Source organism: Amycolatopsis echigonensis (genome assembly GCF_002846615.1).
Lineage (GTDB): Bacteria > Actinomycetota > Actinomycetes > Mycobacteriales > Pseudonocardiaceae > Amycolatopsis > Amycolatopsis echigonensis.
Map to the genome: position 1 here is coordinate 1,310,753 of NZ_PJMY01000003.1, position 19,051 is coordinate 1,329,803.

Below are 19,051 nucleotides of genomic sequence, written 5' to 3' on the forward strand. Positions count from 1 at the left end.
GGACGGCCTCAGTCCCGGCTGGGGCCGAAACGCTCAGTCCGGATCGACTGCGGCGAGTGTCCCAACGCGAGCATGATGTCCGCGGCGGTCTCTACGAACCCGGTCGGCCCGCAAATGTACGTCGTGGCACCGAAGTCAGCTGGCCACGCGGCGGTGTTCAACGTCGCAACGTCGATGCGCCGCGGAATGCCGGACTGTCCTTCCGGAAGTTCCCGCGTGTAGACGTAAGTGATGTCCAAGCCCGCGTATGGTCGGCGAAGTTCCTCGGCGTAGTACAGCTCCGCTGGGGTACGCAGCGAGTAGACCAGCCGGAACAGTGCTTTGCTGCCAGCTTCGCGCCGAGCCCGGATCATCGCCATCAGCGGGACGATGCCCGCGCCGCCGGCGACGAGCAGGACAGGGGGCGAATCGGTGGGACGCCACACGAACCAGCCGCCGATCGGACCGCGGATTTCGACCGGGTCGCCGACCGCGTACGGGCCGGTGAGATGTTCGGACACTTCGCCGTCGGCTACCCGTTGCACGGTCAGTTCGATTCGATCCCCGTTCGCGGGCGCGGCGAGCGAATAACTGCGTTGTGCCGTGTAGCCGTCAGCTGCGGTGAGGCGAACGTCGACGTGTTGTCCCGCGAGGTGCCCCGGCCATCCTGGGATGTCGAAGACCAGCGTGCGCGCGGTCGGTGTCTCCTGCCGGATCTCGGCGAGCCTGGCGACACGCCACGCTAGTCGCCCTGATACCGCTGTTCCCGCCATGGATCTCCGTAGTCGTGGTAACCGGCCGCTTCCCAGAAGCCCGGGTCGTCCTTCGTCGCGAGTCGCAGCTCACGCACCCATTTCGCGGACTTCCAGAAGTAGAGGTGCGGCACCAGCAGCCGGGCGGGACCGCCGTGTTCCGGGGTGAGCGGCTTGCCGCCGTACTCGTAGGCGATCCAGGCTTGCCCGCCGAGGAGGTCCGCGAGCGGAAGGTTTGTGGTGTAGCCGCCGTAGGAATGCGCCATAACGTAATCAGCGGCCGTATCGAGATCCCCGACGAGCGCGTCCACTGGCACGCCCCGCCAATGAGTGTCCAGTTTGGACCATTGGGTGACACAATGGATGTCGACCGTGATCTTCTCGCTCGGCAGCGCCATCAGTTCCGGCCACGACCATGAGCGACGTTCGCCGCACTCGGTCACGACCGCGAACTCCCATCGCTCTGTGCTCACCCGAGGGGTGGGGCCTGCTGAGAGCACCGGGAAGTCTTCGGCGAGATACTGCCCTGGTGGCAGCCGCGGATTGGCACCGCGGGCGCGTCCAGTGAAGCCTGGTGTGACGACGCCCATCGCGCTCCCTCCGGACATATCCGACAGCTCAGTCCTCCAGACGCGAGACTACCCGCGGACCTGCAGCCCTAGCGACGTGACGAGCACCGCCGCCTGTTCCGGGGACACGATCGCGCCAGTCAACAGCGCACGAGTCAGGTCGAGCGACGACAAATCGCTTCCCCGAAGCTCAGCGCGCGTGAGCTCGATGTCCTGCAGCTCCGCCCCGGACAGATCCACGTCGGTGAACACTGCGCCCGAACATTTCGCCTTGGTCAGGTCCGCTTCCCGCATCCGGACCCCTTGGAACGTGACTCCACGCAGGTCCGCGCCGTTCAAGCCGACGAAAGACCAGTCTCCGCCGGTCACGCGCAGAGGACGCAAGTCGCAGTCCTGGAATCGGCTGCCGACCAGCTTGCACCCGGTGAACTCGGCATCGAACAGGTTGCATCCTTTGAAGACGCAACCGGTGAACGCCGAGTCGGTGTGCCGGGAAGCGTTGAACTGGACGTTTCCGAACACACAGTCCAGGAAGGTGACACCGCGCGTGATCGCCTCGGTGAGGTCGACCTGGTGGAACTCACAGTGCGCGAACCGACGCGCCGCGAACTCCTCCGCGTACCAGTCTTCCCGCCGATAGACGCGGTCCTCGACCGTCTCGACGCCAGACGACTCCTGGTCGTGTTCAGACATTCGCCAAGCCTAGTTCGCCGCCCTGTCGTTGAGGTGCCGGATGCGGAGTCAAGCATCTCGTCGCCACGGGATTCTGGCCGGTGGTGGCCAGAATCACCAGGACCGCAACACTTACCGTGTCGCCTGTAGCTCGGCCGGCTTGCGTGGTCGGTTCCTTTCCCTCCGTTACGCGGCTCATGCCACAGCGAGGAGCGGTCTCCTCAGGACCGCCATACGATGGCCAAATGAGCGAAGGCCGATGGTTCGATGCCTGGGTGCCCTGGCCCGAACTGTCGGGCCTGGCCGCCGCGGGCCGAGCACTGCTGCCCGCAGTGCCCGCGACCCCGGCCGCACTCGCCCGGACCGTCACCGAGCAACTGGTGGGCCGTCGGCTTACGACCACGGTGCAAGGCCACGAAGTAGGCCTGACCCTCACCGAGCTCGATTACCCGGCGGACTCGCTTCGTCTGGCCACCGGTCGGGTGGGGGACGTCCGCGTTGTCGCGGAAGATGTCGACTGGCCCGTTCCGAACAACTCGGCGAGCCCCGTCGAGCCCGGCGCGGGCAGCCTTGCCGGCACTGCTCGCTCGTCTCGAACAGGAGCGGCCGCAGCAACGTCGAACGCGCGTGGCGAAATGACGGACCCGACCACCGCGGACGCGTCCGGTGCGCCTGCTGCACCGGACACTCAGTCCCTCGCCGACGAAACGAGCAAGCAGGACGGCCCGCCGGATGCGGATAGTCTTGCACCTGACCGCGTCGCAAAGTCCACCGACGACCGAACTGCCGCATGCCTGTCCGGTCCACAAGAGAACACGGCATGGTCGGATTCTGTTCAGTCGCACCATGATCGCCGGATCGCGGAAGCCATACCAGGTGCTGTAGCAGGGAACCCCACCGCAGGACCTGACGCACCAAGCGCGGGACGGTCCGAAGTTGAACGACCGACTTCTCGACGCGACTCCGGACGGGCGTCCACCGGTCGCGAAGCCGACCCGGCAACCCGGCCAACTGCTGATACGCCAGAACAGCCAGACGTCGACCGCATTCCGCTGCGTCGGGTAACCGTGCTAGCCAAGGACGTACGGCTTCGAGGATTGCCTTCGCCTGCGGTGATTCCCAGATCTGTCGAGCTCGAGATAGAAGTGAGCGGAACCGTGGTGCGGGATCGGGTCGCCGCGGCACGTCCGGATCTGGTCGCGACGCCGCATGCGGAAGGGTTCCGGGTGCGCTGGCGGAAGCGTCCGCACTGGGGGTTTCTGACTCTCGTCGCAGACATCGAAGACGAAGCGATAGTGCTGACGCCGACCGCGCTCCATGTCGGACGGTGGACGAGGCGTCCGCCGAAGCGGATCCGGCCGATCGTGCTTTCCCTCCCGGATCTGCCGAAAGGGTTGCGCCTGACCGGAATCCGGCCGGACGAAGACGAGCTCGCGCTGACGATCGCAGCCGACGAATGGCCCGGGCGGCTCGCCCGGATTCCGTTGCCGGACCTGCTGACCTGGCTGACGACAGCGGCAATGACACTGACACTTCCCGGATTCGGATCACGGTCCCTCCCCTGAACCGGCGGCGGCACCCACCGGACCCCCTCTGGGCCCGATTACGGATGCAGCACTGCCGCGATCCAGAGTGCTCGAACAACAGTTCTAAATCATCACCCGATCAGGGATAGATCGAAAACCGTTGGCGCACAAGGGAAACTGGAAAACGAGCCGAAATCCTGTCGGTGCGGTCGGTTAACCTCGGAAGCGAGCCGTCAGTTCGCTCCGAGGGGACACCACCGATGACAGCCGCCGCAGAACTGCTCCGAAGAAACCGAAGATCCCGGCCTCGCGCCGGATCTCCACAGACCAGCACGCGTTCAGAGCGACGCTTGTTCCTCGACCGGAAGGCAGACCTCGAATCGCGTGTCGCCCGGTTCCGACGTCACTTTGATGTCGCCCGAGTGCCGTTCCACGACGATCCGCCACGAAATGTCCAACCCGAGGCCGGTGCCTTCGCCGACGTCCTTGGTCGTGAAGAACGGCTCGAAGATGCGCTGGCGCACCTCCTCCGGGATTCCCGGCCCGGTGTCTCCGATCTCGACCCGCACTTGCTTGCCGACCTGCCAGGTGCGCAAGGTCAGCGTTCCCTCGCCGCCCATTGCGCTGACGGCATTGTCGATGATGTTCGTCCACACCTGGTTCAGCTCAGCGGCGTAGGCCGGAATCCGGTCGATCGAGCAGTCGTAGTCCTTGACCACGCGGATTCCCTCACCGAGCTTGCCCGACATCATCACGAGCGTGGAGTTGAGTCCTTCGTGGACGTCGATGAACTGGTGCGGCGCGCGATCCATTTGCGAGTACTGTTTCGCCGCGCCCACGAGCGTGGAAACCCGGCTGGTCGAGTCTTCGATCTCGCCCATGAGCATCTCGGTTTCGAGCGCGTACGCGAGCCAGCGGATCGCACCGTCGAGCAGTCCTTCGCCCACCGACTCGAGAACGCGGTCGAGGTTCTCCGGAGTGAGCCCGGCCGCGACGAAGATGCTGGCGAGGTCCCAGCCCTGATCGATGCCGTGGTCGTCGAACCAATCGCCGATCTCGTCCTCGCGATCGGCCTGCTGCATCGCGGAGAGCTTGGGCGCGTCGCCGACCTGCTTCACCAAGCGTTCCTGCACGTCGAGCAGCAGCTCGAGCAGATCCGGGTCGATGTCTTTCTTCGCCAGGATCGCCAGCTTGTGCCGCATGCCGGCGACGCGCTCGCGCAGTGCGGCAGTCGCCCGCACCGCGGCCGCGGCCGGGTTGTTGAGTTCGTGCATGAGCCCGGCGGACAACTCACCGAGGGCGACGAGCCTGCGGCGCGACGACACCAGCGCATCGGTGTTGCGCCAGCCGAGGTACATCCCCTCCAGCAGGTGCGCCGCCATCGGGAACCACTGCCGGAATTCGACGGCGAACTCGGCGGCGGGAAGCGTGAGGAAAGTCAGGTCGCTGACGGCGTAGATCGTCGCACCGTAGGTGGCTTCGCTGTCCTGGTAGGCCAGAAATTGCGTTGCACCGCAGTAGGAACCGCGCTGGTCGGACCGCTTCATCTCGACCTCGGCTCCGGCCACCACGCGGGTCATCCGCAGCGCGCCGTTGAGCAGGACGTAGAAGCACGTCGCCGGGTCGCCCTCGCGGATCACCACGGAGTCGGCCTTGAACTCCTCGCGCACCGCGTTCTGCTCGATCCAATCGAGCTGCGCGTCGGAGAGATGTTCGAACAAGAACAGGCTGCGCAGTTCCTCGCGCGGCAAGGCGGGCTGAGTCACTGTTCCTCCAAGTAACGGTGGACCAGGGTCACGGCCATGGCGCCCTCGCCGACGGCGGACGCCACGCGTTTCACCGACTGCGAGCGCACGTCTCCGGCCACGAACACGCCGGGCACTGACGATTCCAGGTAATGCGGATCGCGGTCCAGAGTCCATCCCGGCGGCCTGCGCCCGTCTTCCACGAGGTCTGGGCCGGTCCGGACGAATCCGTGGGCGTCCCGGAGGACGCCTTTCCCCAGCCACTCCGTGCGCGGAGCGGCTCCGATGAAGATGAAGAGGTGTTCGGTGTCCAGTTTCTCGGTCACGCCGTCTTTGCAGACCGTGATGGCTTCGAGGTGATCGTCGCCATGAGCTTTGACGACCGTGGTGTGCGTGCGGACGTGGACGTTCTCGATGGCAGCGATCTGCTCGATGAGGTAGTGCGACATCGACGATTCCAGCGACGCGCCGCGCACCAGCAGCGTCACGTCGGTGGCGTGCTGGGCGAAGAACACCGCTGCCTGGCCCGCGGAGTTCGCGCCGCCGACGATGTACACGTGGTCGTTCGAGCACTCAGGTGCTTCCGTCGCGGCAGAGCCGTAGTACACGCCGCGGCCGGTCAGCTCCGCGATTCCCTCGGCTTCCAGCGCTCGGTAATTGACGCCGCTGGAAAGGATCACGGAGTGCGCCGCGATCTCGGATCCGTCTCCGAAGATCACGACCCGGCTCGACCCCCGCGCTTCCAGACCCACGACATCGCGTGCCGTGAGCACTTCGGCGCCAAACTTCTGCGCTTGGCGGCGGGCTCGGTCCGTGAGCTGCGCGCCGGACACTCCGTCCGGGAAGCCCAGGTAGTTCTCGATCCGGGAGCTGGTCCCGGCCTGGCCGCCGGTGGCCTTGCGCTCGACCAGAACGGTTCGCAGTCCCTCGGAAGCGCCGTACACCGCGGCGCCGAGTCCGGCCGGTCCGCCGCCGATCACCACCAGATCGTAAAAGTCCTGCGCGGGCTGGGTAGAAAGGCCCACCGCGTTGGCGATCTCGCTTCCCGATGGTTGTTTCAGCACCGTGCCGTCCGGCGTCACCACGACCGGGATGTCGGTCTCGCACGCCCCAGCGGCTTGGAGGATGCGGCTGCCTTCTTCGTCGTCGACCGAGTACCAGCGGTACGGGACGGCGTTGCGGGCGAGGAAGTCGCGCATCCGGAACGACGGCGCCGAGTACCGGTGCCCGATCAGCTTCGTCTCTTCCACCGGACGATCGCCGACCGCGAGCCAGGTCTCGACGAGAGAGTCGATGACCGGGTACAGCTTCTCCTCGGGCGGGTCCCAGGGCTTGAGCAGGTAGTGGTCGACGTCGACCACGTTGATCGCCTGGATCGCGGCGTCGGTGTCGGCGTAGGCCGTCAGCAGCGCGCGCCGGGCGTTGGGGAACAGATCCATCGCCTTCTCCAGGAAGACGATGCCGTCCATGTGCGGCATACGGTAGTCGGCGAGGATCGCCGCGACGGCGTCGCCGCGGAGCTTGATCTCGCGAAGGGCGTCGAGGGCGTCGGCCCCCGAATCGGCACGGATGACGCGGTAGTCCTTGCCGTAGCGGCGACGCAGGTCGCGCGCCACCGACCGCGAAACGGCGGGGTCGTCGTCGACGGTCATCAGGATCGGCTGGCTCACACGGCACAGCCTACGGTGTCCCGCCGGCTGTCGTGGCAAACAACAGGACCAGGGACCGGTGCCCGTCGCGGCCGCCACCGCGACGGGCACCGGTTGTCCAGGAGGAGGCTACGGGTAGCGCACCAAGTTCACCGGTTTCGTACCCGCCGGGGTGGTTTCGCCGACGTCGTTGATCACGCGAGTGATCGTTCCCTGGTGGTTGAGCGAAACCGTCACCATGTCGTGGAACCGCACATTCGGTGCCGTCGGTGCCTCGAAGGCGTGCGAGCAGGCCACCGACGGGTTCGTGCTGAAGAAGCAGTAACTGCCCAGACCCCAGGCTTGGTGGCTGGTCACTTCCGGGGCGACCTGGTACGCGGCGTAGCCCGCAATCTCGCCGTTCATCCAGGCTGCCTGGTCGGGGACGTCATAGGGCATCTCGTTCTGGAAGAAGTAGGTGCGCCCGCCATTTCCGTTCCAGGCCACCTGCGCCTTCTGGAAGTGTTCGACAAACAACCCGTAGACGGTCACGTCGTTGCCGTTTACCACCAGTCCGGTATCGGCGGTATTAGAGCTCCAGCCGACGTGGCTGTCGTCGGCTGCGTGGTCGGCTCGCCAGAGCCACAGGTGGTCGCCGATCACGTCGTTACTGTTGACGACGAGGCTGGTGCGCGCTTTGCCAGCAGCGGCACCGCCGACACGGAAGAACACGTCGTGCAGCGAGGTCGGGTTCGCCGAATGGTCCGCGCTCGATCCGGGAGCGCCGACCTGCATGAGCATGGCCGACGAGGTCGTTCCGGCGTCGATCAGCAGGCCGGCGACCTTCACCCCGTCCACGTCGTCGACATCGATCGCGGTGATGCCGCCGTCCGGCACCAAGGTCGCGATGCCAAGCCCCACGACAACGGTGTCCGGGCGGGTCACGTGTAGCGGCTGATCAAGGTGGTACACGCCCGGGGTGATCAGCAAGTTCTTGCCCGCCGTCAGCGCCGCGTTCATCTGGTCCGCGGTAGCGCCAGGCTTCGCGATGAAGAACTGGTCGATGGGCAGCGCTGCACCCGGTGCGCTGTCGTGTTCCCAGGTAACCCCGGATGTGTTGCTTCGCAGTGCCGGCACGAACACCCGGTAGTCACCGGACTCATCGACCTGGAGGCACGGCTTCTCGCGGACGACCGGGGTTTGGCCGATCGTCGTGTACGGCGGGTCCGGGAAGGTTCCGGCGGGGGCACCTTCCACTCCGACGAAAACCATGTTCCAGGTGGAACCAGTCCAACTGCCGAACTGCGAATCACGCGAGATCCATTGCTGTTGCGACCCTGAGCGGACCTGGCCGTCGATTTTCGTGTCCGAGATCCAACCGCCGCTCGACCAGCCGCCGCCGTCGTCGAGGCGAAGGTCGCCTCGGACGTGCATGCGCCGGTACGGGCTCGCCTGCGAAACAGCCCACTGATCCGCGCCCCCGACGGGGTTCACTGACAAGTTTTCCGCGCCGCGCCAGAAGTTCTGGGTCGCGTTGTTCGGGGGAAACCAGTCTGCTTCTACGTGAACTGCGCCGTTGATCGTCACGGCGTCGGGCGTGCTCCCCAGTCCTAGGATTTGGGTATAGAAGCCGACGTTCACGTCGTTGAAGTACGTGCCCGGCTTGAACAGCACCGCATAGCGTTGACCGCCGAACTGGTTCTTCTCCTGCTCCGCGAAGATCGCGTCGAGCTTGCGTTGGATGCTCGCGCTCGGCATCGACGGATCGAAAACAACGACGTTCGGCCCCAGGTCCACTTGTCCCGGCGGCGGAGAAGTAGTGCCACCCACAGAGGCCAGTGTGAACGACCGGCCGGTGAGGTCAGGACGGCCGTGCTCCTGCGGCTCCGCACGGTCGGCAGCCAGTCCGGCCAGGCGCGGTTCGCGGCCGCAGCCGGAGCCAAGATCCACAACCTGCGCAGTCGGATGTGCTGGCCATTGCGGGTCAGGCGCGGTGGACGGCGCTCGCTGCGGGACTGCGGTCCAGCGGTTTCCCGAGATGTCCTTGTCCTCTGCCGGGGCAAAGCGGGAGGGCCGGGTGGTCGCCTCGTCGTCGCCCTCAAGGGTGAGGTGGAAGTGCCAATCGTGCGCGTTTGTTCCGGTGCCGGTGTATGAGCGGGCGAGCGAGACTGGTGTGGCGAGCCGACGAGCAGCGGCTTGCTGAGCGTCCGCCGTCGCGGTTTGGCCGGACGATGCGTTCGCACCGATGGGCTGAACGGCCAACGCTCCATCGTTCCGGGCGGGAAAGTAGCCAGCCGAGTTCGGAGGCGTCAGCACTAGAGCGGCCACTCTCCGTGATTCGGGATTCATCGCCACCTCCTCGCTGAGACCGGACCACCAGGCGACCCCGGCCGGAGATGCGGTCCGCCACACGGCTGGGGTTGGCTCGACGTCACGACTGCGGAGGAATGTAACCGCGGACACACTGACACTCAACGGAAACCTGAAGAAAAGTCAGGAAGGGCAGCCGACCTGCACTAATATCCCCGGAGCCGTCGACAGGAAAGTCGATTCGACCAGGTCGGCACACCTCTCCCACGCGCCTGCGGCACGTAACCGACCCCCTGGCGAAGGCGCTGAAGACGGGGTGTACTGTATGTCCATACGAGATGCGGAGTTCACCTCTGCTTCGGGGCTATGGCGCAGCTGGTAGCGCACCTCACTGGCAGTGAGGGGGTCAGGGGTTCGAGTCCCCTTAGCTCCACAAGTTCGATAAACCCCTTTGATCACGCGGTTGGCGCTGGTCGGAGGGGTTTTCTCGTGCCCGCTCGATGATCTCGGGTGATCGTTTCCAGGCTGAACTGAGCGTCCCTGGTGGGGTGTTTCTGGGGTGCTTTGCTCCAGGGACCGACCCTGCCGACGGCGCGGTTCCTTGTCCCCTCACGGATGTCACGCGAGGTGTCCCTCGTTCCAACGGGAATAGGGACAGCCGGTTTCGCCGATTGCCGGCGTGCCCGGGACGGCGGAATAGGTGGCCGCAGCGACGCCGCTGCCCTTTCCTGCCGCGCGGGCCGAGCAGGCCGCTGGCTGCGAGTGGCTTTATGCCAGCGGCGCTGCAAGTCCGCCAGCAGCCGGGTCTCGACCTCCCGCGCCACATGCGAATAGGTCTCCACGACCCGGACCGGCAGATGGTGGCCCAGCCGCCGCGCCTGCACGATCTCCGGAGCCCCGCCCGCGACCAGCCACGTCTTGTGGCTGTGCCGCAGCCCGTGGAACGTCAACCCGGGACACACCGCATACGCCCGAACACCCGGCCTGCGGCGGCCGTCGATCGCCGGCCGCAGAACCCTGCGATCGAACGTGGACCGCCACAACCAGGTCCCGTTCGATGTCGTGAACACGAACTCGAACGGATGGACCTCCAGGTGCCGGCGCAGCAAACCGACCAAAAACGGCGGCAACGCGACCCGCCGCGCCGACGACGGCGTCTTCGGCCGCCCCAGCCACCGCCGACCCCGGCACTCGTGCAACGAACCCCGCTCCGCATCCACGACCAGACGCCCCTTCGAGGTCCACATTGTCGCGATGCAGCGCAACCAGCTCGCCCCACCGGCACCCCGTCCACGCCACCGTGATCACCAGCAGCCGCGCCACGTCGCCGCCCAGGGCCGCGGCCTGATCCGCGATCCGGAGCACCTGCTCCGGCGTCGCCCACACCCGCTCCCGCACCAGAGTCCGACAGCGCCGGCCGCGGCGGCACCGCTGCCGCACCGGATTCACTGCGATCAACCGCTCGTCCACCGCATCAGCCAAGATCATCGACAACAGCTTCGCCCAGCTCGACACCGTCTCCGGCGCATACCCCGCCTCGGCCGCCGCCCTCCGCCACGCATCCACCTCCAGCGCGGTGATCTCCCCGATCGCCGTCGACCCGAACCGCGCCAACACATGACACCGCAGATAACTCTCGTAATTGTCCCGAGTCCGCGGATCCATGTCCTGCGCCGGTAACCACCTACCCACCCAATCCTTCAGCAGAACCCGGCCGTCCGCAGGATCGATTCATACCTTGTGACGCTGATCAGACTCCATGTCCCCGGCATAACCGGCGGCCGCCCTGCGCGTCGCGAACCCCGACACCGAACCAAGACCACCACCCGCCCGGCGATAACGAACCCGCCACGAACACCGCCCCGACTGCTCCACCCACGCCACGACAACCTCCCGACACACGACCCCTACCCGTCATGCGCCCGAACGCACAGCAAGTTAACCCCCTACCGCACGAGAACCGTGAAACACCATGCCAGCCCGACGGCCAGGATCAGTCTCGCGCGGCTCGAACGGCTGCTTGCTCTCCTGCTCCGGTGCCCTGGCCCGGGTACCGTGGAGCACCGCCTCGAACCAGCCCAGCAGGCTCCAGGGAGTGCACTCCGCTCGATACTGGCAAGTACGAGCGAACGTTATGTGGCGGGAAGCATCAGCATCGAACCGTCTTCCCAGTACAAGCTCGCCGGGGCGGGACTCCATTGCGGTCGCTCGGCTCCACGGCCGCTCCACACGACGGTCGGCTGCGCGCCGGGACCGGTGAGTTCGACGATCGCGAGTTGGGTTTTGCCGCGGACGACAGCGACCTCGCCGGGACGCTGCTTGAGGGCTTCGGCGACGCGGTATGCCTCGCCGGTTGCGGGTCCGCTCGGGATGGCGGCATGACGTTTCGGCCCGTCGCGTTTGAAGAGCCGGAACAGGGCCCAGACCGTGACGAACGGCCAGGTGATGGTGGAAGCCACGTCCACCAGGAACTCACCGATCTCCACCAGGCACCCACGCGGACCGTTCTCGCTCGCGGCGCTGCGTTCGCGTTTCCCGCGGCGGTCCCGTCGCGAGCCGACCGTGACCCGGCCCATCCCGGTGACCTGGACCGGTTCGCGCCAGGCCGCTTCGAAGTACTGCTGCGCTTGCGTGATCAGGTGTTCGTCCATCAGCCCACCCAGGAGACGGTGTCGAAAATGTCGAGCGCCAGCACGACGACGTGTTCCCAATCCTGCCAGTTGTTCGAGCACACCCCGACCATCGCGACCGACGTGCCCCGGGGATCCGGTATCCATGCCGCCACTTGCCGTTGCAGGACAGGTATCTCGATGCCGTCCGCGCCGTTGCGCAGGATCGTCTTCTCCTCCTGAACGGTGACGACCGCTTTCCCGGCAGGAAGGTCGAGCAGACGCGCCGTCCGGCCCTCGACCGAGGCATGCACCTCGAGCAGGCCCTCGACGGCGACGTCGACCGAGTCATGGGCGGAGGGAATGCACGAGCTGGCCAGGACCGGCATGATCGGCCGATCGGGGACGTCGGGCGAACGGTAGACCGCGATCGCCGCGTAGCCGATGCCCTGCGAGCCCATGGTTTCGCCGTACAAGGCGTAGGTGTTGGCGAGCATCGCCGCGTTGGGGTCGTCTGCGACCAGCCCGAACGCGCCCGCCACCCGGGCGTCGAGTTCGTGCTTCTCGGCACCGTCTACCTCGATCTCCTCGACCGGCAGTTCGACGAACCCGTCCGGGACGGTGAAGGTGAACTCACGGGTCATCCGGTCACCGTCCCTTCACGACCCGGTCGAAGATCTGGCCGGCGGATTGCGGCGGCCGGCCGGTGACCGTGTCCTTGACGAAGTCTTTCGCGGAGTCCTCGGCCCGTTCCAAGTAAGGCTCGGCGACCCACTTGGCGGCCATGCCACCCGCCTTGGTCGCCGCACCCCAGGCCGCCGCTCCCGCAGCGCCGGCGCTGTGCTCCATCTTGAGGATCGGGCCGCCGACCCACTTGTCGAAGCTCGCTCCCCAGCCGAACGCGGTCTGGACAAGTCCCTCGTCGTGCAGGATGTTGCGCGCCGCACCGGCGCCTTTGGCGACGGCTTGCACCACGCCCTTGGCTTCTTTGGCCGCTCCGACCGCGCCCTTACCGGGATGCCGACGCCTCGTCGAGCGAGCGTGCCGATCGTATGCGCGCCGGTACGGAGTGAACCGTTTGTTGGTGCTGGGTTCGGGCATTCCAATCGGGCAGCCACTGCACCGCCGGGTCTGGCAGTCCTCCGGCATCGGCTACGACGAGGGCCCGGCCGTCTCCGTGGAATCTCATCCGGTGCTGCTGGCGAAGGCTCGCGCGGGGATACACGCTGTCGGCACCTGTGCGCCCAGCACGTCTGTGGTACCCGCTCGGCCCGGAGATCGGCGAGGTCAGCTCTGCCCGCAGCCTGATCGCGGGGATTGCGGCCAGCGCATGATCCAGAATCCGGAGAACGCGATCCTGTCCGGCGACGCCGGAGCGTCGCTCCTCTCGGACGACAGCAAACGAAAACCGACCGATTGTCCAGTGAGTTACCGGGCCAAGAAGTGATCTCTCCGCGCGAGCCTGGGGTCAGTCCCAGGCGCGTTCGGCGTGCAGGCCCTGCCGCGCCAATCGGACCATTCACTGGGCGGACCGACGTGGACGCGGAGTTTTCCTGCCGATTCAGGCGAAGCTCGCGCAACCGCAGCGCTTGAAAACGCCCATTTCCGCACCCTGGAGACCACCGCCTACACACAGGCGAACTGGCACCCCGTCCTCCTCCGATCCTCCCCGCCAGGCGGTGAAGCCGCAGGTCAGGAATTCATTGGGGCATCAGCTACGCGGAAATCGAGGGCGCACTCGCGGTGGACGATACGGGCTGTTGTCGACGAGGAGCTTGGCTCCTCGTCCTAGGCCCGCGAACCAGGGCTTTGCGTGCTGGTAAAAGTTTCCGCCGAGGCGAGTGTCAGCGAAGTCAGGGTCGTCGGCATGTGCGCCGTCGCCGAGGTTCTTCTGCGCTACGTGGGCGTCGGGTTCCAGCTCGCCGTGGTCACGGCTGCCTTGCGCGAGAGCTGGCTGGCACCCATCGTCCCTACGCCGACCAGCACTTCGCCGGCGACTTCCTCAAGCGCGGTCACCGCGGCCGTCGGCCCAGACCATCGTCCGCTCGAACGCACCCGGCCTCCGAAATACGGTGCAAATGCGGCGCAAACGCTGTGGTCGTTCGGATTGGTACCCGGTTGACTGGTTTTACGGCCACAGCGAACAGCCCGGGCCGTCCAGTTATCTCCGGAACCGTACCGACGGAGCACATTCATGAACCGCTGGCGCCCAGCTGAGTACCCGAGCGCCTGTCGACCTTGCCGCGGGCTCACCCGGCGCACGGCTCGGTCAGGGGTTGTTCGCGCGGAGCCGAGTCCGACGCCTTCGCGACGCTCGCGCGCGGGTTGCAAGACGCGGCGGTGGAAGGCGTCCGCAAGCACTCGCCGCAACCGAGAGCGCGCAGGCACCGCCGACCTGCTCGCGACCGCCGTACTACTGAACTTCTGCAGCCAACTTGGCTGAGGAAGCGCCGGACGTCGTCCGCCAAGCCTTCGCGGGGCTGCGTGGATCATTCCGAGATCACGTCCGATCGAAGTATCTCTGCCGAACCCGCAGCACCTTGAAACGACAGTGACCACAAAGGAAGGCCGCAAAGTTGGGAACTGATAACGACAGGGTATTCGATATTGAATTCATGGTGCGCGATCTAGAAGGGAAAATTTCCGAATATCCCGAGGAGCACCTCAATTCGCTTCCAACCTGGAAGACATTTGAACTGTCCGAAACACTTGCCGAACTTGGCGACAAACTGAAAATGCTTACACGGCGTGCCAGCATCCCGCACAGCGGATGGATGCCAGAGATAGGGCAATCCAATCAAAGCGGGTGCCGAGTGGCGCATCGAGCAGAAGAGAAGGCTGTTCGCCGCGGACTGGCTCTTGTTTCACTTTGCGGCGCGGACTGCTATCCATTCTATGGACGTGACAGTGAGAAAAAGATCCTGACCCACCCGAAGTGCGGCACCTGCGAACGGCTGCTCGACGATCAGCTAACAGGCACGACCCACGCCCCGACCAGCGCAGCGGGATAACCCGATTGCCCACTCTGCATGCTTGCCCGAATCTCGTCAGCAGGAGCCGGCAATCTCATGCAACCCAGGACCGAACCCGGGAAGCTCTCACTGCGGCCCGGGCCCCGGCGAGCGCCGCCGTGGATGCGACGGCTGTTGCGGACCGGGCATCGGATGCCAGTTGCCAGCAGGATCGACGTAGTACCCGCTGCGCCCTTGACGTCTGCGCAACGCGTTCCTCAAGGGGATGACAACGGCCAGACCGATACCCAGCATCGCTACAGAAATAACGGCGATGATGAGGACCGCCCACCAGAATATATCCATTTTCCCGCTTCCTCCGGCCTAGCCAGCAGGGTTGACGTGCCAGCTGCCGGGGTTTCCGATCTGATCAGGCAACGGCGGCAGCTGCTTGAATCCGGCGGCGCTGGCCCTGAATCCGACCGCGGCATCCTTGTACTGGCCAAATTGTTCGACAGCACTGGAAAGCAACTCCGTGCAGTTCCTGATGAAGTTGGTCAAGAGGTCAGTGATCGCCTGGATAGCATTTGAAAGCTCGAATTCACCGATCCCTGGAATCAGAGATACTCCGATGCTGACTCCAGCGTTGGCGATGTCCGCAGCCGTGTTTCCTATTAACCTGATTGCCGCCGCGTACGTATTGTATACGATGGATACGCAGCCGCCTAGCGCTGTTCCCATGCTCGCCATGGCGGACTGGTCGGACCCCAGCGCCCCGGTCACGTCGGTGGAGTACGCCGAGAACTGACTGAACGCAGGCCCGGACCAGTAGCCGGCCAGGTTCTCGGTCGCGGTCTGAATGGCGAGCTGAGAGTCGCCTACCGAAGGGTTCGACGCCCAGCCCTGGGCCAGAGCATTGACTCTCTCAGCGTTCCCGAATAGCTCGTTCTTCATCTTGTCGAGCGTCTGGATCACGTCGGGATGGTTGTACTTGTTCGCAGCTTCCCGGATTTTCCGGTCGGCGTCCTCGGGATACGGGATGCTGGGCACGCTCGGGATCGGATTCGGCTTTCGCGGTGCCGGATCAGTGCCGACGGACGGGTCCATGAACGACTTCTGGGACGGATTCGCCATCAGTTGCCGCCTTTGTTGTCCGGCTGATAGACGCCGCCTTCGTCGACTTTTCCTGCCAGCCAGCCGAATTTCTTGTAGTACTCCTCGTCTTGCGCCTCGTAGGCCTTCGCGGCGGTGTCGAGGCTGTGGGCCGCGGCGTCGAGGCTGTCGCAGCTCGCAGCGGCTTTGTGGACGATTTGGTCGACCGCTGCGTTGTATTCGGGGACGATCCCTGCCAGGTGCCCGAGGAGGCCGAGGTCCTGCTCGTTCATCTTGAAACCCGGAAGATCCTCCCCGCACAGCTCAAGGTGGCGTCTCGCGGAATCCACAAACGCAGCCTGGGTTCTGCGGAGCGCTTGCGGGACGACTTCGAATCCCTTGCCGGTCATGCGCTTCCCCTCCTGGCGGCCGGGCCGGCCGTCGATGCGTTCTGCAGGACTTGGTTCACATGCGCACGCGCCTGAGCCTCGGCGTCGCGAATGGTCTGGGCGATCTGAGCGCCGAGCACGCGACCATTTGCGGAGGTCAGGCCACGCGGATCGATCGTCACCGACACGAGCGCCCCCTGTCCTGACACCGTGACCTCCCCCGCTCCGCCGGGGATCTGGCGGTTGATCGCCGAACCTGCGGCCGCCGCAGCCGCCGCCTCTGTCCGGTGCAGGTTCGCTTCGATTTCCTGGGTCAGGGCGTAGAGTTCGTTGTACATCGACATGGTCGTCACTCCCCGAGTGCCAGGAAATCGTAATCGCCGAAATCGTCATCGTCGTCTTCAGCACGCGCGCTCCGCGGTGAGGTTGTCGGCTGGCTTGCGGCCGTCAACGTAGGCGCGGACCCGACGCCGACCGGGTCAGGCACAGCCGCCGACGCGGTCGAGTCGGCGTGAAGTATCGCCGACACCGCAGAACGCGCGTGCAACCCCGCCTCGGTACGAGCGCGGTTGACAGCCTCGACAACGGCCGGGCCGACCAGCTCCGGATGTGGCGAACGCAGCGCTTCGTCGCGAATCACGATGTCGACGACCTCCCCGCGGCCGTTGACAGTGGCAGTCGCGGTGCGGTCCTCGGATGCGCCACGGAATCGTTCCGCGGCGAGTTCGAGATCGACTTCGGAGAGACGTCGCTGGCGGGCGACGATGTCCTGGCCGTTGCCGATGCCCAGTGCCTTCAGGATGTCCACAGTCATCAATACGTCCTGTCGTCAGCGAAACGCGTCAAGAAGATCGGCGACTCGCGAGGCGGTAGCGGGTGCAAGGTCCCACCGCTCGTCGTTGTAATGCTTGCTGATCTGCAACACCCAACGCCCTGCGTCGGTGTCATAGACCCGCAGCGGGAACTCGCAGCGCCGACGGCCGCTGCGGTCGCGTACCTCGGCGTAGAGTTCCGCGCTGACCAACGGCGGCATGGCAACGACCCGTTCGGCCTGCCGCACGGCGCTGTCGCGGGCGACGCCGGTTTCGCGGGCTTCGACCAGCTCGCTGCGCAGCACCGTGATCGGCTGCGCGTTCGACCGCGCGTGCTCGTGCGGCAGCACGTCCACCAGTACCGCGCTCAACCGCTGACGCCGGAACATCCGCACCCAGACCTCATTGCCGTCGCGGACCGCGATCAACCCGAACCACGACGACCCGGCGGCCAAGGCCGACAAGTGCTGCTTGCCGTCGCTGAACCAGCCGTAACAGGCGTGCGGCGGCCGACTCAACAACTCGACCACGTCGGCCAGCTCCGGATCGTCCGCACTGCGCGCCCGACCTTCGTAGCGGGCTTTCAACTCCGCCAGCCGCTTGTCCTCGTCCGCCTGAGCCTCGCTGTCATGCCACTCCGCCTGCGGTGCCAGCGCGACATGCAGATCAGCGCCGGTCATCCCGGTCACCAACGACGCGAGATCCGACACGGCGAAGCCGACCGGTTCGGCAAACCACATCGGCGCTACACCCGCCTCTTGGGTGCCTCGCCGATCACTGCCGGACTGGCGGCCATCCCGGTCTGCGGATCCACCAGCCGCTCTCCGTCATCGGCGGCGAGGAACGCCTCGTCATCGGACAACACATACTTCCGCTCGTGTTCCTCGTCCTCCTCGGCTTTACGTCCCGCACCGGTTCCCACGCCGCCGACGCCTGCGCCGCCCGCCCGGCCCGACGACGAACCCGACGCACCGCCGGCACCACCACGTGTCGGTGCCTCCTCCGATGCTCCGATGCCGCTTCCGCGGCCGCCGCCCGGCATGTTCGCCCCGCCGGCACGACCGCCGGGACCAGTGCCGGAACCGGACGAACCGCTGCCACCCGCGCCGCCGACCGGGAACCCACCCGGACTCCAGGCACCCCCGCCCGTCGCTCCGGACGCATTCGAGTCCAGCACGCCGCTGCGGTACAGGCCAGGATTGCCTGACGCGCCGCCCGGCTCGAAACCGGTCTGCGCGCGCGGCGCGACATAACTGCTCGGCGATGTCGACGAGCCCCCGCCTGAACCCGCCGCGCGCGGCGGCACGGCTCCAACAGGCGACGACGGTGCCCCGGAAGCCACGACTGGACTAGGAGTCGCGGAGTTCGCGCCGCCGTAAGGACCGGCCGCCGGGGCAGGCCCCGCAGCATGACCGGACTGAACCGGACCGCTCTGCCCTCCGTGTCCCGCCGGACCGTGGACAACGGGAGCCGGCGGCTGCGCCGTGCTGATGTTCATCGCGTTCGCATCGATCTGGCCGTAGCTGGTGGGCATCGCGCGACCGGTCTCGTCCGACGCCGTGGACCAAGACTTCATCGCCGCCACGTTCGCCGCCGCGACGTCGTTGCTCTGCCGGGTCCGGCTTTCGATATCGGCGTCGATCACACTCTGCACGCCGAGAAGCTCCGTCATCGGCGGAGGAGCCTGCGGTAGCGGAGGCACCGGCTGAACCTTGGCCTGGACGTCATGCCACGCAGACGACTGAGCCGTCAGGCCAGCCTGCGCCATGCCCATCGCCTCCGCGGCCTGCGCGTGCTCGGCCGCCAACGGCCCCGCGCCCCGCGACGCCGCGCCCGCAGCGTCGCCGGTCCATCCTTCCTCCATCGCCGCGGCCAGCGACCGGATGTCCGCCGCCCGGCGGTCGTACCGGGCCTGGAACGAGTTGATGTGGTCGGCCGCCTGCATCAGCCCGCCCGGCCCCACGCCATTGGCGAAGTTCTCATAGATCTGCTGACCGGACATGGACTGCCCCGCCAT

19 protein-coding genes, 1 tRNA gene and 1 pseudogene are annotated in these 19,051 nt (G+C 66.3%); 4 read left to right on the forward strand and 17 right to left on the reverse strand.

The annotated features are described in order from the left end of the window. Window positions 1-8 precede the first annotated feature (8 nt). From ATK30_RS10610 to ATK30_RS10620, 3 genes are read right to left on the reverse strand one after another with little or no spacing between them, the layout of a single operon-like run. Entirely contained in the window at window positions 9-752 is a 744-nt protein-coding gene (locus ATK30_RS10610) for a ferredoxin reductase (RefSeq protein ID WP_101435453.1), read from the reverse strand. After that, window positions 722-1,321 (reverse strand): sulfite oxidase-like oxidoreductase, encoded by a 600-nt coding sequence (locus ATK30_RS10615; RefSeq protein ID WP_101435454.1) that lies wholly within the window; start codon window positions 1,319-1,321, stop codon window positions 722-724. Before ATK30_RS10615 ends, ATK30_RS10610 begins: the two co-directional genes overlap by 31 nt. 48 nt (window positions 1,322-1,369) lie before the next feature. Then, a complete protein-coding gene (locus ATK30_RS10620; protein ID WP_101435455.1) occupies window positions 1,370-1,993 on the reverse strand; it encodes a pentapeptide repeat-containing protein in 624 nt (207 codons plus the stop codon). A 224-nt stretch (window positions 1,994-2,217) separates the two neighbouring features. Between ATK30_RS10620 and ATK30_RS46080 the strand changes: the two genes are divergently transcribed. Further along, entirely contained in the window at window positions 2,218-3,537 is a 1,320-nt protein-coding gene (locus tag ATK30_RS46080) for a hypothetical protein (protein WP_244194576.1), read from the forward strand. A gap of 299 nt (window positions 3,538-3,836) precedes the next feature. Here ATK30_RS46080 and ATK30_RS10635 read toward each other — a convergent pair whose 3' ends face one another. The 3 genes from ATK30_RS10635 to ATK30_RS10645 form a co-directional block, all read right to left on the reverse strand. Continuing rightward, window positions 3,837-5,264 carry an ATP-binding protein gene (locus tag ATK30_RS10635; protein WP_101435456.1) on the reverse strand — a complete coding sequence of 476 codons (1,428 nt, stop codon included), beginning with the start codon at window positions 5,262-5,264 and terminating at the stop codon, window positions 3,837-3,839. After that, a complete protein-coding gene (locus ATK30_RS10640) occupies window positions 5,261-6,913 on the reverse strand; it encodes an NAD(P)/FAD-dependent oxidoreductase (protein WP_101435457.1) in 1,653 nt (550 codons plus the stop codon). Before ATK30_RS10640 ends, ATK30_RS10635 begins: the two co-directional genes overlap by 4 nt. A gap of 108 nt (window positions 6,914-7,021) precedes the next feature. Next, the gene (locus ATK30_RS10645) at window positions 7,022-9,133 is read right to left on the reverse strand and encodes a hypothetical protein (protein ID WP_416332644.1); all 2,112 of its coding nucleotides are present in this window, start codon (window positions 9,131-9,133) and stop codon (window positions 7,022-7,024) included. 408 nt (window positions 9,134-9,541) lie between these two features. On the opposite strand from ATK30_RS10645, the gene ATK30_RS10650 reads away from it, so the two are divergent. Beyond that, a tRNA-Ala gene (locus ATK30_RS10650) sits at window positions 9,542-9,614 on the forward strand. Window positions 9,615-9,636: 22 nt separating this feature from the next. Here ATK30_RS10650 and ATK30_RS47260 read toward each other — a convergent pair. The 5 genes and pseudogenes from ATK30_RS47260 to ATK30_RS10670 form a co-directional block, all read right to left on the reverse strand. After that, window positions 9,637-10,428, reverse strand: a complete 792-nt coding sequence (locus ATK30_RS47260) for a tyrosine-type recombinase/integrase (protein WP_101435459.1) — start codon at window positions 10,426-10,428, stop codon at window positions 9,637-9,639. Between the two features lie 364 nt (window positions 10,429-10,792). Then, a pseudogene (locus tag ATK30_RS47690) lies at window positions 10,793-10,846 on the reverse strand (hypothetical protein); the annotation flags it as partial. Window positions 10,847-11,313: 467 nt separating this feature from the next. Beyond that, window positions 11,314-11,832 (reverse strand): hypothetical protein, encoded by a 519-nt coding sequence (locus tag ATK30_RS10660; protein WP_101435460.1) that lies wholly within the window; start codon window positions 11,830-11,832, stop codon window positions 11,314-11,316. Further along, window positions 11,832-12,434 (reverse strand): hypothetical protein, encoded by a 603-nt coding sequence (locus ATK30_RS10665; RefSeq protein ID WP_101435461.1) that lies wholly within the window; start codon window positions 12,432-12,434, stop codon window positions 11,832-11,834. The genes ATK30_RS10660 and ATK30_RS10665 overlap by 1 nt, the downstream gene beginning before the upstream one ends. Window positions 12,435-12,438: 4 nt before the next feature. Next, entirely contained in the window at window positions 12,439-12,765 is a 327-nt protein-coding gene (locus ATK30_RS10670; RefSeq protein ID WP_101435462.1) for a hypothetical protein, read from the reverse strand. An 838-nt stretch (window positions 12,766-13,603) separates the two neighbouring features. Here ATK30_RS10670 and ATK30_RS10675 point away from each other — a divergent pair. Both ATK30_RS10675 and ATK30_RS44660 read left to right on the forward strand, forming a co-directional pair. Beyond that, the gene (locus ATK30_RS10675; RefSeq protein ID WP_101435463.1) at window positions 13,604-13,912 is read left to right on the forward strand and encodes a hypothetical protein; all 309 of its coding nucleotides are present in this window, start codon (window positions 13,604-13,606) and stop codon (window positions 13,910-13,912) included. Between the two features lie 454 nt (window positions 13,913-14,366). Then, complete coding sequence (locus ATK30_RS44660) at window positions 14,367-14,801, forward strand: hypothetical protein (RefSeq protein WP_143271366.1); 435 nt, start codon at window positions 14,367-14,369, stop codon at window positions 14,799-14,801. Between the two features lie 324 nt (window positions 14,802-15,125). Here ATK30_RS44660 and ATK30_RS10680 read toward each other — a convergent pair whose 3' ends face one another. Genes ATK30_RS10680 through ATK30_RS10705 form a run of 6 tightly spaced genes read right to left on the reverse strand, consistent with a single transcriptional unit; the run spans window position 15,126 to window position 19,051 of the window. Continuing rightward, window positions 15,126-15,848 carry a hypothetical protein gene (locus ATK30_RS10680; protein WP_143271367.1) on the reverse strand — a complete coding sequence of 241 codons (723 nt, stop codon included), beginning with the start codon at window positions 15,846-15,848 and terminating at the stop codon, window positions 15,126-15,128. A gap of 26 nt (window positions 15,849-15,874) precedes the next feature. Then, entirely contained in the window at window positions 15,875-16,243 is a 369-nt protein-coding gene (locus tag ATK30_RS10685) for a hypothetical protein (protein WP_101435465.1), read from the reverse strand. Continuing rightward, window positions 16,240-16,566, reverse strand: coding sequence for a YbaB/EbfC family nucleoid-associated protein (locus ATK30_RS10690; protein ID WP_208637317.1), 327 nt, complete (start codon window positions 16,564-16,566; stop codon window positions 16,240-16,242). Before ATK30_RS10690 ends, ATK30_RS10685 begins: the two co-directional genes overlap by 4 nt. 5 nt (window positions 16,567-16,571) lie before the next feature. Continuing rightward, complete coding sequence (locus ATK30_RS10695) at window positions 16,572-17,036, reverse strand: YbaB/EbfC family nucleoid-associated protein (protein ID WP_167441878.1); 465 nt, start codon at window positions 17,034-17,036, stop codon at window positions 16,572-16,574. Between the two features lie 15 nt (window positions 17,037-17,051). After that, window positions 17,052-17,774, reverse strand: a complete 723-nt coding sequence (locus ATK30_RS10700; RefSeq protein ID WP_101435468.1) for an ESX secretion-associated protein EspG — start codon at window positions 17,772-17,774, stop codon at window positions 17,052-17,054. A gap of 5 nt (window positions 17,775-17,779) precedes the next feature. Further along, window positions 17,780-19,051 (reverse strand): hypothetical protein, encoded by a 1,272-nt coding sequence (locus ATK30_RS10705; RefSeq protein ID WP_101435469.1) that lies wholly within the window; start codon window positions 19,049-19,051, stop codon window positions 17,780-17,782.